The sequence below is a fragment of the Parapedobacter brassicae genome (assembly GCF_051400755.1).
Taxonomy (GTDB): domain Bacteria; phylum Bacteroidota; class Bacteroidia; order Sphingobacteriales; family Sphingobacteriaceae; genus Parapedobacter.
This window is the reverse complement of the sequence record NZ_JBLFFL010000005.1, coordinates 86,220-100,163: the sequence shown is the minus strand read 5'-3', so window position 1 is coordinate 100,163 and position 13,944 is coordinate 86,220. Positions and strand designations below refer to the sequence as shown.

The following is a 13,944-nucleotide window of genomic DNA, read 5'->3' as shown; positions in this document are numbered from 1 at the left end:
AAGTACTCATTTATATATAGGCTTACAAATACGTAATAAGTATTCTCCATAACCGCTTTTCCGTAGCGGCTCGGCTAATGTTTCCAATTGGCCTTCATTGATATAATTCATTCGATACGCCACCTCTTCTATAGCGCCAATCTTTAATCCTTGGCGTTCCTCAATTACCTGCACAAACTGGCCGGCCTGCATCAACGAATCGAAGGTACCCGTATCCAGCCATGCCGTGCCACGATTGAATACACTGACCTTCAGTTTCCTTTGACGGAGATATTCTTTATTTATATCCGTGATTTCGTATTCGCCTCTGGCTGAAGGTTGGATATTTTTGGCGATCTCCAGTACGGAGTTATCATAAAAATAAAGCCCCGGTACTGCATAATTCGACTTCGGTTTGGCGGGTTTTTCTTCAATAGACACGACATTATTGTCGCCATCAAATGCTACCACACCATAGCGTTCAGGATCGTGTACTTGGTAAGCAAACACCAACCCCCCATCTACTTGAGTCGCATTTTGCAATAACGCAGACATTCCCGAGCCGTAAAAGATATTATCGCCTAATACGAGTGCGACCTTATCCTTTCCGATAAATTGCTCGCCGATGACAAATGCTTGCGCGAGGCCGTTTGGTTCCGCCTGTACAGCGTAACTGAACTTACAGCCAAGTTGTGACCCATCACCTAGCAGCTTTTCAAAATGGGGAAGGTCGTGAGGTGTGGAAATAATCAATATTTCATTAATCCCAGCCAGCATCAATGTAGACAGCGGATAATAAATCATGGGTTTATCGTATACAGGCATCAGCTGTTTGCTTACCGCTAAGGTAAGCGGGTGTAATCGTGTGCCCGAGCCGCCTGCAAGGATTATTCCTTTCATACTGTGTTCTTTATTCGATGATGTGTTTATGTGATAGTTTAGTTAGACAGGTGGTTAAACTAGCCTTCCAGTCAGACACATCGACACCAAATGTCTCTTTTATCTTTCGTTTATCTAATAGCGAATACTTCGGTCGCTTGGCCGGAGTAGGGTAAGCTTCCGTCGGAATCCCTTTGATATTACATTGCAGCCCTTGAATATCTCGAATGGCCACAGCAAAATCATACCAGGAAACCCGTCCTTCGTTTGAATAATGGTATACGCCGTTTATCCATTTGTTAGACTGGATAATGTCCAATATTACCTTTGCCGAATCATGAGCATATGTGGGGCTGCCGATCTGGTCGTTTACCACTGAAATCTGGTCTCGGTCATTCATCAACCGTAGCATGGTTTTCACGAAATTCTTCCCAAAAGTTGAATATACCCATGCCGTTCGGATAATGATAGCATCTGCTTCGGATGCCTTAATAGCCTCTTCTCCCAAGTGCTTGGTATGGCCGTATACGTTGATGGGCGCTTTTTCGGCCTCTTCAACCAACGGACGGTCGCTGTTTCCATCGAATACGTAGTCGGTCGAAATGTGAATCAATCTTGCATCGTTGCTTCGGCACCAATCTGCCATTTGTTTGACGGCAAGGTGATTGACCTTATCGGCTAAATCGATCTCTTTTTCAGCCAGATCAACTGCCGTGTACGCAGCAGCATTGACAACAAAATCAGGATTTACAGCGTCGAGACGTTCGGAAATACCGCCGACATTGTCCAGTGCGAATTCGTCTCTGCCAACAAAGATAAAGTCGAGGCCGTCATACAGTCTGCTCAATTCCTTGAGCTCCGACCCCAGCTGTCCGTTTAAACCCGTTACTAAGATCTTCATGATTGACGTTTATAAATTTCATCAAACAATGGGAGTACCCTATCTTTATCGGCAACGATCAATTCATCCGAGGGTAATACCCAGTCAATCTTCAATGCTGGATCATTATAGCGGATGCCGGCTTCGGAAGCTTTGTTGTAGTAGTTGTCGCATTTATAGAAGAAAGAGGCTGTTTCGGATAAGACGACAAACCCATGCAAAAAACCTCGGGGAATATATAACTGAAGGTTATTGCCACCTGATAATTGTACAGCTACATGCTGACCGAATGTTTCGGAATCCGGACGGGCGTCTACTGCAACATCTAATACTTCGCCTTGCAGTACGCGCACCAGTTTGGCTTGAGCATGCTCCCCAGCTTGGGCATGTAGGCCCCGCAACACGCCTCTGGTAGAAAAGGATTGGTTATCTTGCACAAAGGGTGTACTTACACCTATAGTTTCCTGAAACTTCGCTTCATTGAAACTTTCAAAAAAATAACCTCTGCTATCGTTGAATACCGCGGGTTCAATAACATAACAACCCTTCAAATGGGTTTCTATGGCCTTCATTTGTTATATGCTGTATTGTTTTCGTTGCAAATCATAACCTCCCATCCACCAACTCCCTATCCAAACACGCCTTGGTATCAAAAATCACCCCGTTGGTTCGTTTGGCGCGCTGATAATCAAATTCTAAAAAATCCCGATGCGCCACCGCCACCACGATGACGTCATAGACGGCTTCATCGTTTATCCTATCAAGCACCTCCACTCCATAATTCCTGCTAACTTCCCCCGCATTGGCCCATGGATCATAGATGTCTACCGCGAGGCCAAACTGTACCAGCTCGTGATAGATATGCACCGCCCCTGTATTGCGGATGTCGGGACAGTTTTCCTTAAAGGTAATCCCCATGATCAATGCCTTGGCTCCTTTGACGGGAATGTCTTTTTGCAGCATCAGCTTCACCACTTTATTGGCGACAAAGGCTCCCATCTGCTCATTGACCCGTCGACCGGAAAGGATGACGTTGGGCGTATAACCCAAACGCTCGGCCCGGTGGGCGAGGTAATAGGGGTCTACACCGATGCAATGCCCGCCGACCAGACCGGGTTTGTAAGGCAGGAAATTCCATTTGGTCCCTGCGGCTTCGAGCACGTCGTAGGTATCGATACCCATGCGGTCGAAAATCAATGCCAATTCATTTACAAAGGAAATGTTGACATCGCGCTGTGCGTTTTCAATGGCTTTGGATGCTTCGGCGACCTTGATGCTGGGTGCTTGATGCGTACCGGCATCAATGATGGAACGGTAGAGATTATCGACCCAAACAGCAGCCTCGGGTGTGGAGCCGCTGGTCACTTTCTTGATGGTAGTGAGTGTATTGATCTTGTCGCCGGGGTTGATGCGCTCTGGTGAATAGCCTACGAAGAAGTCTTTATTGAATACCAGCCCGGATACGCGCTCCAATACGGGCACGCAGTCTTCTTCGGTGCAACCGGGATATACCGTAGATTCGTAGATAACGACGTCACCTGCCTTAAGCACCTTGCCCAGCATCTCGGAGGCGCTGATCAATGGGGTTAAATCCGGTGCCTTGAACTGATCGATGGGCGTGGGGACGGTGACGATGTAGGTATTACAGGGGCGAAGATCGTCAGGATCGGATGAAAAGGTGAGGCCGGTGGCCAGTGGTTGGTGGTTGGTGGTCACTGCATGGAATGCATACAGATCCACCTCGCGCGTATGATCTTTCCCCGCTTTTAATTCGGCTATGCGCTTTTCGTCTATATCAAAACCCAATACATCATACTTAGCCGCAAACGCCACCGCCAACGGCAGGCCGACATAGCCGAGGCCGACGATAACGATGCGGGCTTCTTGAGTGGTATGCGGTATATGGTTATTGATCATATTGGTTAGCGATGTCGCTTCACTGCTCGTACAATATTAACCCTTTTTTCGTTTTTTCTGTCCTCAGCGTAAACTGCACCTTTCGGCCGATGACACCCTCCACCTTGGGGCCGAGCTGCTCGAGGTAGTCGGCATTGAGCGCTGGCCCGACGATGGTGACTTCAATGAGACCGCTGTCGCGCCCCTCGGCATAGTCGCCCGTGAGCACCACTTGCTCCACATCGCCCATCCGTTGCAGCACCGTTTCGACAATACGATCCAACCCCAGATACTTATGTACGATGTCTTGCAGGGAGCCAAACAAGGGGTGCTTCACATTGGCCCGGTAGGAAACGCGATTTTGCTCGGCTTGTTTATCTAAATATCCGGCTTCGGATAGGTTATTGAGTTCCTTGCGGATGGCATTGGTAGATTCGTTGAATTCCTCGGCTAGGCCCCGCATGTGTCCGCGGTTGGCGGTGTTGATGAAGAATTTCACCAACAGGCGCAGACGGGTCTTGGAGGTAATGAGTGAATCAAGCATCGGATCGACCAAACTAATTGAGCAACAAAGGTACTCGTTTTTTGATAAATTCCAAATGGCTACCCACCCAACTGCCCGATGTACACGCTTTTGCTGTACTGTCTTTTGCGGGCGTTGCACGCGAAGAGGTAAGCATGGAAGGGAATGCCCCATAGGGGCGGGGGCAGTTCCACGCGGAGCGTTCCGTCGCTCCGGGTGCAGGCTTCGGTATTCCGGCCGGCGATCCCTTCTTCGGGGCTGTAGACCACCAGCACCACCTCGTCTCCCGCACCGGCCAAGGGATTGGTTTCGCTGGAAAAATGGATCTCCAGTTCGTGCTGCCCGATCACCACGTCTTCTACCTGCACACCCGGAAGGATGCCCATGCTGATGAGCACCCGCTCGGGGATGATGCGCTGTTCCGGATATTGCCCCTCCAGGGCATCGTGCATCAGGTTTTTCAGGGCTTGCCCGAATGCCTTGCTTTTGTTGCCTTTCCCTTGGCTTGCCCATCCTTCGGCGACAATGGACCGCAATGGGTTGAGGAATGCCATGGCAAGGCGCATGCGCTGCTGCACGGCGAGCTTGCCGTAAGTTTTTTCGGTTGCCTTGGGGCGGTTTTTGTCGTAGAAGAAATCCATGGTCAGGTATTTGGGGTTGAGTTTTCGAGGGGAATATAAACGGTCTTGGACACGCGCTTTCCTTCTCGATCGGCAAAGAACAGCCAGACATGAAATTCGGAATATCCCCGTTCCTGTAAATCTTTGAAGTGATGCTGGGCACTGCCCTCATGGCGCAGTCCGGTTATGCTATTGTTGCCGGTAACTCGTCCGATCGTGTGGCGGACGAGGATGTAGGCGGTATCATCCGCTGAGCCGTTGATCCCATAGGTCTTGGGATGCCAAGCGACGTGCAGGGTATTGCCCTCCAGCCAGGCGCTCTCCAGCCCGGCTGCGGCGAGTGAACCGTGGCTCAGCTTCAATGCCGGGGTGTCAAGCATCAGGTCGTCTCCCTCGCCAAGAAAGGCATGGTCATAATTGAACCGGAACGCCGCATTGACCCCCGTGGCCCGGCTGGTATACTGCCCAAACCCGATCTCGAGCACGCGGGCATAGTCTCGTAGAAACGCATTCAGCAAGGCAAACTTCCGGCGCTGCAATGCCTGCTCCGGCGTGGGTTCACGCTTCTTCTTGCGGGGCAGCCCCTTGATGTAGTTGATCTTTCGCCAACTGCTGCCGATGACACTCCCGGCTTTTCCCCGGAAGGGACCGTTGATACCTTCTTCGATGATTCCCATAAGCGGTTATTATTGATGTCCTAACGGACGCCAACCAAATGTACACTTTTTTCTAATAAAAAATGATACATAAATGATCTAAAAATTAGTTGAATTTTATAATATAGGTACTGATGATAGTCAATTGAATATCTAGTTATCGTCCAAAAGACGATTAAATGACGATATATAGACGAATAAAAGACGATAAAATATAACATTTTTATTGACTCTATATTATTTATTAATAATTCTTTGTGAGAGGAACATGGCCATCGTTCCTGAAAATGTCTGGGGCGGAGTGGTATCTTTGCAAATATTCGTACCTTTGCAGCAAAGTGAAACCTCTAATAATCAGGGATGTTATCCAAAAAGACGAAATACGCCATTAAAGCGCTGGTTGTTTTGGGCAGAAATTATGGCCAAGAGCCGATGCAGATCTTGCGCATCGCCGAGGCGGAACGGATCCCCAAGAAATTCCTGGAACAAATCCTACTGGAAATGCGCAATGCGGGCATTTTGTATAGCAAAAAGGGTGCTGGCGGTGGCTATAGCCTTAACAAAGCTCCGGAAGATATCCGGCTGTCGCAAGTCATGCGGCTCATCGATGGCCCCATCGCGCTGCTGCCCTGTGTGAGCCTCAACTTCTACCGGGGCTGTGATGAATGCAAATCGGAAGAGGTTTGTGGTATCCGGGATACCTTCGTGGATGTACGTGATGCGATGCTCCAGATCCTCAACGATACGAGCATAGCGGATATTATTAATAAGGAGAAGCGGCTGACGATCGGGGATTTGTGATGGTGGTTAGTGATTAAGCTCAAACATTTGAGCTTCCCGGGCGTTGCCTCTCGTAATGAAACCTCTTTGGAAGTGGACTATCGGCGTCTCTGCCGGCCTGATCATCATCGCCCTTGTAACCAACTGGTCCATTAATCATCAATGGAAACCGAAAATAGCGGCCAAATTAAGGGATTTCGTTGCCAACGAAACCGATGGGCGCTACCGACTCACGTATGACCGCCTAACGATCTCGCTCTTCGCTGGCAACGTAACCGCCACGAACCTTCGACTGACTGCCGACACGGCTGCATTCACCCGCCTAAAGGGGCAACAAACGGCACCTAAAACATTATATGAAATACGGATAGGCCGGCTGCAGGTCAGGGGCGTGGGAATGCTCCGGCTATTGCTGTCGAATGAAATGCGCATGAATACGCTGCTCATTGATTCGCCGAGCGTGAAGCTGACCCGCCTGCAGCCCGTTGAAGACGATGCGGCGGCCGATACCGGAATGTCCTTGATAGGATTTTCCGACAGGTTGAAGGGCACTCGTGTGAATCGCATCGTGCTCAATGGAGGGCTACTGGAGTTGACGGACAATACGGACGCCACGCATGTGCAGGTAAGGGACGTCAACGCTGAAATCCGGCATGTGCGGATCGATTCGGCTGCGCTGCGCGATACAACCCGCCTTTTGTTTGCCAAGGCCATGCTGCTGGAGGCGGATTCGTTAGATGTGATCCGAGCAGACAGTTTGTACCACCTGCATGTCGGTCCGCTGCGCTTGGATACGGATACACGCGAGCTGGCCCTTCGCAACCTCCGGTATGCACTCACCGTGAGCAAGACGGAATTTTACCGCCGGATGCAGCGGGCCAAAGACATCAGCGATATTTCCATCGCGCGTATCGGCCTGACAGGCATTGACATAGCGCAGTGGGTGAAAGCGGGCACCATTGCGGCCGCGGTCTTGCGCATCGACACAGGGGCTATCGCCATCTATAAGGATAAGACGCAGCCGGATCCGCCGGAAAACAAAATCGGCGAGTCGCCGCATCAACGCCTGCTCCAATGGAAACAGCCGCTTGCGATCGATTCTGTAGGATTCAGTGGACTCGACATCCGTTTCACCGAGGTAAGTGATAAAACGGGTAAAGCGGGTACGGTGATGTTTGAAGCGACCAATGGCATCATCCGCAACGTAACCAACGACTCATTGGCTTTAGCCCGCAACCGCTTTATGCTGCTTGACGTGAGATCGAAGGTGATGGGCGCAGGCAACCTCGCGGTTGCCTTTCGCTTTGACCTGTTGGATAGCCTGGGTGGGCATACGTATAAGGGTACGCTCGGCCCTATGGAGGGGCAGCATTTCAACGGAATGCTCACGCCTCATCTAAACGTTGAAATTGAGCGTGCGGCGATCGATGCGCTGCGCTTTGATATGGCCGCGGATGATCGCCGCACGAGCGGCACCTTGCAGCTGGATTATCATGATTTGACATTAAACATGCTATCGGATGGGGACAACGGCAGACGATCGACGAAAAAGCTGGCTTCTTTTCTGGCCAACCGGTTTCTGGTGAACGACAGCAATCCCGATGCTAACGGGATATACCATACGGGTACCGTTTATATCCCGCGTCCGCGCGACTTCTCGTTTTTCAAAATGATCTGGCGGAGTATCCGCGAAGGGACGAAACAGTGTCTTGGGATGGAGAATGGGGATGGGTAATACGGTTCACTTGGTATTTATTCTTCGAACCCTGGTAGAGGATCGTCAAAATCCGATTTAACGGTTAGTTTGCAAGCTTTAGGTGGTCAACGAATCAATCCCAAACTTCTCTGCTAGCGCTTGCAGGTCATCAACAACCTTTGGCACCAGTGGAATACCCTGCTCCCGGCGTTGCTGAGCGGCTTGATCTTCCGGCTCACCGGGAATGACGACACGTTGTTCTTCATCGATTGGCTTAGCGCCCTTGAACCGCTTGATCCACTGATCCATATTCGCCTTGAAGTCATCGACCGGTCGGAATCCGTCTACCCGCATGGCGCCTACAAAGTGGCCGATGCCCTGCCCGGGTTGGTCGGCGACGGGTTGCAAATAAGCAACAAACGGGGGTACCCAGGGACCGTAGTTGGCTCCGGATAGCACGCCGGAAAGGATATCCACGGTGGCCGATAGGCAAAATCCTTTGTGGCTGCCGTGGTCACGGTCGCTTCCCAGGGGGAGGAGTGCACCGCCTTGTTTGACAGCGGTAGGATCGGTCGTCCCCTGCCCTGCGGTATCAAGCACCCAGCCTTCGGGGATGGGTTTGCCGGTGCGCTCGGCGATCTCCAGCTTGCCGTTGGCTGCTGCCGAAGTAGCCATATCGACCACGACCGGCGGATATTTTCCAGTCGGGAATGCATAGCACATGGGGTTGGTACCGAGCAAGCGCTCGGACGAAAAGGTGGGCGCCACCAGCGGACTGGCGTTGGTCATGGCGTAGCCGATCATGTCCTGCTCCACCGCCTTGAGGGCGTGAAAGGCGGCGATGCCGAAATGGTTGGAATTACGAATAGCCACCCAACCGGAGCCGTATTGCTGTGCTTTTTGGATGGCGATATCCATCGCATACGGGGCAACGACCAATCCTAGTCCGCCGTCGCCATCTACCGTGGCCGTCGTGGGCGTCTCATGGACGATGCGGATGGTAGGCGCGGGATTGAGCCGACCGTTTTCCCATAGCCGGACATATCCGCTGAGGCGGGCGACGCCATGCGAATCAATACCGCGCAAGTCAGCCGATACCAGTACATCCGTGGCCAATGCTGCATCCGCATCGGAGCAACCGATGGATTTGAAGACGCTATACGTAAAATCCCTTAACTGCTGTTCTGTTATAATCATGTTATTGACACTAATCACGCCGCCGGAATCATTTGATTCAAGCAGTTGCTCCTCAACTGGATCCGGTTCGCTGCGCTGCCGTCTCCTAGGTTTCGTCTGCAACTACTTGAATCGCCGACCCCCAAAACCACCGATGCAGGCATTTGATGAAGCCTAGGAATTGGGAGCGAAGCGAACCCATTCCAATCCACCCCCAAAACCACCGATGCAGGCGTTTGATTTGAAGTCTAGGAATTGGGAGCGAAGCCAACCGATTCCAGATTCAACCCCAAAAACCACCAATGCAGGCGTTTGATTTGAAGCCTAGGAATTGGGAGCAACGCGAACCGATTCCAGATTCAACCCCCAAACCACCAATGCAGGCGTTTGATTTGAAGCCTAGGAATTGGGAGCAACGCGAACCGATTCCAGATTCAAATCAAATGCCTGCATCCCAATTACTGCCTCGCCCTTTGCATCGGATTCGGTCCGGATGATGCCCCGCGCGCAGGCCCATTACCCTGTTTAAACAGCTCGAACCGCGTAGGCGTATTCCGGTGTGGCCAAGCATTATTGTCCTCATCGATATCGGCGGTCTCCCGCAACGGGTCTACGACGACCGACGTCACCTCTTTCGTTTTGGCAAAGAGCTTGGTCACCTCGCTTTCGTTCTTGCGCCAGATATAGGCCGGTATACGTTCCATTTCGGTAGTGCCGTCGGCAAAGGTCCACTGCAGAATAATGGGCATCACCAAACCGCCCTTGTTGCTGAAGGTAAGCTGGTAGAAGTGATATTTGCCCTCGTACAGTTCTTTTTCCTCCGGCGTCAACGACTCATAGTATTGCTCAAATGCCTGTTTGTCTTCATCAGCGATGGCAAAGCGGTCCCATTTGTTGTAGAAATCTTGCAGGGAGGTATCGGCCTCAACGGCAAAATTGACACCCTCCTCGATGTTGCGCTGGCGCCCTAGCGTTTGGAGGTCTTTTTCATACGCCGCCTTGGCTTCGGCCTGGGCATCTTCCAGGCTACCCGTGGGCTGAAAATGCTGCACATCATCCAGCGAGATGTCTACCGGGTCGATGCCGAAAAACCATCCCCGCCAAAACCAATCGAGGTCTACCGCCGAGGCGTCTTCCAGCGTACGGAAGAGATCAGCGGGTGTGGGGTGTTTAAACGCCCATCGACGGGCATATTCCTTGAAGGCATAGTCAAACAGTTCCCGACCCATCACCGTTTCCCGCAGGATGTTGAGCGCGGTGGCCGGCTTGGCGTAGGCATTGGGACCGAACTGCACGATGTTCTCCGAATTGGTCATGATGGGCTCCAATTGATCTTTGGGCAGCTTCATGTAATCAACAATCTTGTGGGCAGGCCCGCGTCGGGAAGGAAAGTCCTTGTCCCACTCCTGCTCGGCGAGAAACTGGCAGAAGGTGTTGAGCCCCTCGTCCATCCAGGTCCACTGCCGCTCATCGGAGTTGACGATCATGGGGAAGAAATTGTGGCCCACCTCATGGATGATTACGCCGATCATCCCGTATTTGGTGGCTTCGGAGTAGGTACCGTCTTTATCGGCCCGCCCGTAGTTGAAGCAGATCATGGGATATTCCATGCCGTTGGCAGCTTCTACTGAAATGGCCACCGGATAGGGATAGGGGATGGTATGCTTGGAGTAGACCTTGAGCGTATGGGCGACCACCTTGGTGGAATACGGACGATAGAGGGGGTACGCCTCGGGACCATAGTACGACATGGCCATGGGTGTATGGCCTTCTACGCCTTCTTTGACACGCATGGCATCCCACACGAGGCGGCGAGAGGTCACAAAGGCAAAGTCGCGCACATTCGTGGCTTCATAGACCCAGGTCTCCTTGGCGGTGGCCTTGTCTTGCATGGCCTGTTTGGCCTCATCCAGCGTCACGATCTCTACCGGCTCGTCTGCCTGCTGCGCCTGCTGCCACCGCTTCTGCTGTGCCGAGGTGAGCACGCTGCTATAATTGCGGCATTCGCCGGTAGCACCGACGATGTGATCTGCCGGTACGGTGATGTTGACCTTATAATCGCCGAATACCAGGGCAAACTCGCCCCGGCCGGTGAATTGCTTGTTCTGCCAGCCCTGGAAGTCGGAATAGACCGCCATGCGGGGATACCATTGAGTAATGGTATACAGATAGTTATCATCTTCAGCAAAATGCTCATAACCGCCCCGACCACTTTGGACCATGCGGTCGCTGATGTTGTATTGCCAGTCGACCTGAAGCACAAACTTGGCGCCGGGCTTGAGGGCCGTGGGCAGCTCTACCCGCATCATGGTATAGTTGATGGTATAGGGAAGGGTCTTGCCCGAGCCATCGGCTACTTTCAGGACCTGTACACCGAAATCATTGTCGCCACCGATCAGCTGTTGCAGCTGGCTGGTGGTCACCTGCTCCCCAAGGGAGCTTTCGTCGAACTTCTTGCTTTCGGCATCGGCCTTGTGCTCGTTTTCATCCAGTTGCAGCCACAGGTAGCTCAGCGCATCGGGCGAATTGTTGGTATACGTGATGGTTTCGGAACCGATGACCCGCTGATTTTCATCGTCGACCTCCACGTCGATGACATAGTCGGCCTTTTGCTGCCAATACTGGTGTCCCGGAGCACCGGAAGCCGTGCGATATACATTGGGATCGCTCAACAAGGTGCCCAGCTGCTCGAATTTATTGCCGTGATTGGAAGCGGGGTTATTCTGGGACTGGGCCTGGAATGAAATGAAGGCCAAGGCGCAGATGATGGGAATAAGTTTGGTGATTAGCTTTTTCATGTTCTTGTTATGTGATCGGTGGTCAGTGACCGGTGGTCGGTGATTAAAGCTTCGTTTATTACTTAATTCGTTGTTTCAGGGAATTAATTAAACCATATAACTGTTTTCGAATGGTTTCAATGTCTTCATCAACTGCTGTTGAGTCATCGAGATAATTCAGTCGTTTTACAATTTCCAACTGGGTATCCAATTCCCCTAAAGAACCCTGCGCAATATACAGAAATTGAAGATATTCTCGTGTATTCTTTCGCATAAAGCCTTCGGCAATATTCGACGGAATAGACACCGCAGACCTTCTAATCTGAGAGGTCAATCCATAAACCTCTTCCCTCGGAAAAGAGCCTGTGCTTTTGTAAATGAGCTCAACCAAATTCATTGCGTTATTCCAAACGTCCAGGTCTCTGTATGATAATATCATGTTTACTTTAGTATTTACAAGACATCACGGCCATTCACCCAACACAGATCACCGATCACCATTCACAAACGCTCCAACGCCATGACCAGCGCAATGCCGAAGATTGCGGCGGAGATGAAAAACGTCCAATCGCGGCGGGATACGGAAAAGATGCTAGTAACGATCCAGGATATCATTAAAACAAGGAACACAATAGCCAGTTGGCCCAATTCCAGCCCGACATTGAAAGCAAACAACGGACCGGTGATACTGCTTGCTTTGCCCAGCAATGAGCGCAAGTAGTTGGAAAACCCCAATCCGTGGATGAGGCCGAAAAACAATGCATAGCCATAGGTAAGCCAATCGGTGCTAGCCTGCTGCTGCTTTTTGACCACATTGCTGAACGCCGTGATGACGATGGTAACGGGAATCAGAAACTCGATCAGTCCGGTGTCCACCCGGACAACATTAAACACACTCAACGCTAGGGTAAGGGAATGGCCGATGGTGAATGCCGTGACCAACACGATCACCTTTCGCCAGTCGCGGATAAAATAGGTACAACAAAGCGCCATCACAAAGAGGATATGATCGTATCCCGCGAGGTCCAGAATATGCTGTAACCCTAACTCGAAATAGACACCGAAATCCTGCATATTGACTATTTTGTTGTTAACTTCGCAGCAATATTACGTTTTATTGCTGCGAACCGCAATCCGTAACAAAAAAAATGCGCAAGGCCGCTTATATTAGGACTAGCATCTCATGATCAGCATCATTAACGCTTTCTTGCTTCTTCTCCATCCGTTCTATGTCAGCATCACGACGGTAGACGTCAATGAACAGGCCCAAACGGTGGAGGTGAGCTGCCGCATTTTCTATGACGACCTCGAAGCAGCGCTAAAAGCGGAAAGCGATAGCAAGGTGGACCTGATCAACCCCCCGGATCGGGCGGCAACCGACAGCCTGCTAGCCGCATATCTCCAAAAGCAGTTCAAACTGGCCGTAAACGGGAAACAAGTCCCCTTGAACTACCTGGGGTACGAGATCGAGGAAGATGTGGCCTGGTGTTACCTCGAAGCGAAAGCAGTGCCTTCGGTACAGCGCATGGCCATAGACACCCGCATCCTGTACGATCAGTTTCCAGGGCAGAGCAACATCCTGCACGTAACGGCTTACGGCAAGCGGAAAAGCACCAAACTGGACAACCCCGAGCACCGGGCGACTTTTGAATGGTGAATGGTGATCGGTGATGGGTGATGGGTGATGGGTGATGGGTGGTCCGGGGGCTGCAGACGAAACCTAGGAGACGGCAGCGAAGCGAACCGGATCCAGTTGAGGAGCAGCCAACGGACACCCGTCACCCCTCTCCAAACCCCATCTGGTCCGGGGGCTGCAAACGAAACCTAGGAGACGGTAGCGAAGCGAACCGGATCCAGTTGAGGAGCAGCCAACGGCCACCCGTCACTCTCTCAAACCCCATCTGGTCCGGGGGCTGCAGACGAAACCTAGGAGACGGCAGCGAAGCGAACCGGATCCAGTTGAGGAGCAGTCAACGGACGCCCATCAACCCTTTCCAAACCCCACCTGGTCCGGGGGCTGCAGACGAAACCTAGGAGACGGCAGCGAAGCGAACCGGATCCAGTTGAGGAGCAGTCAACGGA

At 51.6% G+C, this 13,944-nt stretch carries 14 protein-coding genes; 3 read left to right on the top strand and 11 right to left on the bottom strand.

Going from position 1 to position 13,944, the window contains the following annotated elements:
* Nucleotides 1–6 precede the first annotated feature (6 nt).
* The 7 genes from rfbA to ACMGDE_RS14515 are packed head-to-tail and all read right to left on the bottom strand — an operon-like array spanning nt 7 to nt 5,454.
* Nucleotides 7–879, bottom strand: coding sequence for a glucose-1-phosphate thymidylyltransferase RfbA (gene rfbA / locus ACMGDE_RS14545; protein WP_436833545.1), 873 nt, complete (start codon nt 877–879; stop codon nt 7–9).
* A gap of 10 nt (nt 880–889) precedes the next feature.
* Nucleotides 890–1,759, bottom strand: coding sequence for a dTDP-4-dehydrorhamnose reductase (gene rfbD / locus ACMGDE_RS14540; protein ID WP_436833544.1), 870 nt, complete (start codon nt 1,757–1,759; stop codon nt 890–892).
* Complete coding sequence (gene rfbC / locus ACMGDE_RS14535) at nt 1,756–2,310, bottom strand: dTDP-4-dehydrorhamnose 3,5-epimerase (protein WP_436833543.1); 555 nt, start codon at nt 2,308–2,310, stop codon at nt 1,756–1,758. Before rfbC ends, rfbD begins: the two co-directional genes overlap by 4 nt.
* A 31-nt stretch (nt 2,311–2,341) precedes the next feature.
* Nucleotides 2,342–3,655, bottom strand: coding sequence for a nucleotide sugar dehydrogenase (locus ACMGDE_RS14530; protein ID WP_436833542.1), 1,314 nt, complete (start codon nt 3,653–3,655; stop codon nt 2,342–2,344).
* Between the two features lie 19 nt (nt 3,656–3,674).
* Complete coding sequence (locus ACMGDE_RS14525) at nt 3,675–4,178, bottom strand: ArsR family transcriptional regulator (protein ID WP_436833541.1); 504 nt, start codon at nt 4,176–4,178, stop codon at nt 3,675–3,677.
* Between the two features lie 59 nt (nt 4,179–4,237).
* The gene (locus tag ACMGDE_RS14520) at nt 4,238–4,798 is read right to left on the bottom strand and encodes a DUF6266 family protein (protein ID WP_436833540.1); all 561 of its coding nucleotides are present in this window, start codon (nt 4,796–4,798) and stop codon (nt 4,238–4,240) included.
* A gap of 2 nt (nt 4,799–4,800) precedes the next feature.
* Entirely contained in the window at nt 4,801–5,454 is a 654-nt protein-coding gene (locus ACMGDE_RS14515; RefSeq protein ID WP_436833539.1) for a DUF6266 family protein, read from the bottom strand.
* 339 nt (nt 5,455–5,793) lie between these two features.
* On the opposite strand from ACMGDE_RS14515, the gene ACMGDE_RS14510 reads away from it, so the two are divergent.
* Both ACMGDE_RS14510 and ACMGDE_RS14505 read left to right on the top strand, forming a co-directional pair.
* Nucleotides 5,794–6,234: an RrF2 family transcriptional regulator gene (locus tag ACMGDE_RS14510; protein ID WP_436833538.1), complete on the top strand. Its 441-nt coding sequence runs from the start codon at nt 5,794–5,796 to the stop codon at nt 6,232–6,234.
* A gap of 55 nt (nt 6,235–6,289) precedes the next feature.
* Nucleotides 6,290–7,948: an AsmA family protein gene (locus ACMGDE_RS14505; protein ID WP_436833537.1), complete on the top strand. Its 1,659-nt coding sequence runs from the start codon at nt 6,290–6,292 to the stop codon at nt 7,946–7,948.
* 78 nt (nt 7,949–8,026) lie between these two features.
* On the opposite strand, the gene ACMGDE_RS14500 is transcribed toward ACMGDE_RS14505, so the two are convergent.
* The 4 genes from ACMGDE_RS14500 to ACMGDE_RS14485 all read right to left on the bottom strand — a co-directional run bounded on the left by ACMGDE_RS14500 (nt 8,027) and on the right by ACMGDE_RS14485 (nt 12,936).
* Nucleotides 8,027–9,106 (bottom strand): Ldh family oxidoreductase, encoded by a 1,080-nt coding sequence (locus ACMGDE_RS14500; protein WP_436833536.1) that lies wholly within the window; start codon nt 9,104–9,106, stop codon nt 8,027–8,029.
* A gap of 437 nt (nt 9,107–9,543) precedes the next feature.
* Nucleotides 9,544–11,883, bottom strand: a complete 2,340-nt coding sequence (locus ACMGDE_RS14495) for a M1 family metallopeptidase (protein WP_436833535.1) — start codon at nt 11,881–11,883, stop codon at nt 9,544–9,546.
* 58 nt (nt 11,884–11,941) lie between these two features.
* Nucleotides 11,942–12,301, bottom strand: coding sequence for a four helix bundle protein (locus tag ACMGDE_RS14490; protein WP_436833534.1), 360 nt, complete (start codon nt 12,299–12,301; stop codon nt 11,942–11,944).
* 62 nt (nt 12,302–12,363) lie between these two features.
* A complete protein-coding gene (locus tag ACMGDE_RS14485; RefSeq protein ID WP_436833533.1) occupies nt 12,364–12,936 on the bottom strand; it encodes a HupE/UreJ family protein in 573 nt (190 codons plus the stop codon).
* A 109-nt stretch (nt 12,937–13,045) separates the two neighbouring features.
* Here ACMGDE_RS14485 and ACMGDE_RS14480 point away from each other — a divergent pair, with 109 nt between their 5' ends.
* Complete coding sequence (locus tag ACMGDE_RS14480; protein ID WP_436833532.1) at nt 13,046–13,519, top strand: DUF6702 family protein; 474 nt, start codon at nt 13,046–13,048, stop codon at nt 13,517–13,519.
* Nucleotides 13,520–13,944: the final 425 nt, after the last annotated feature.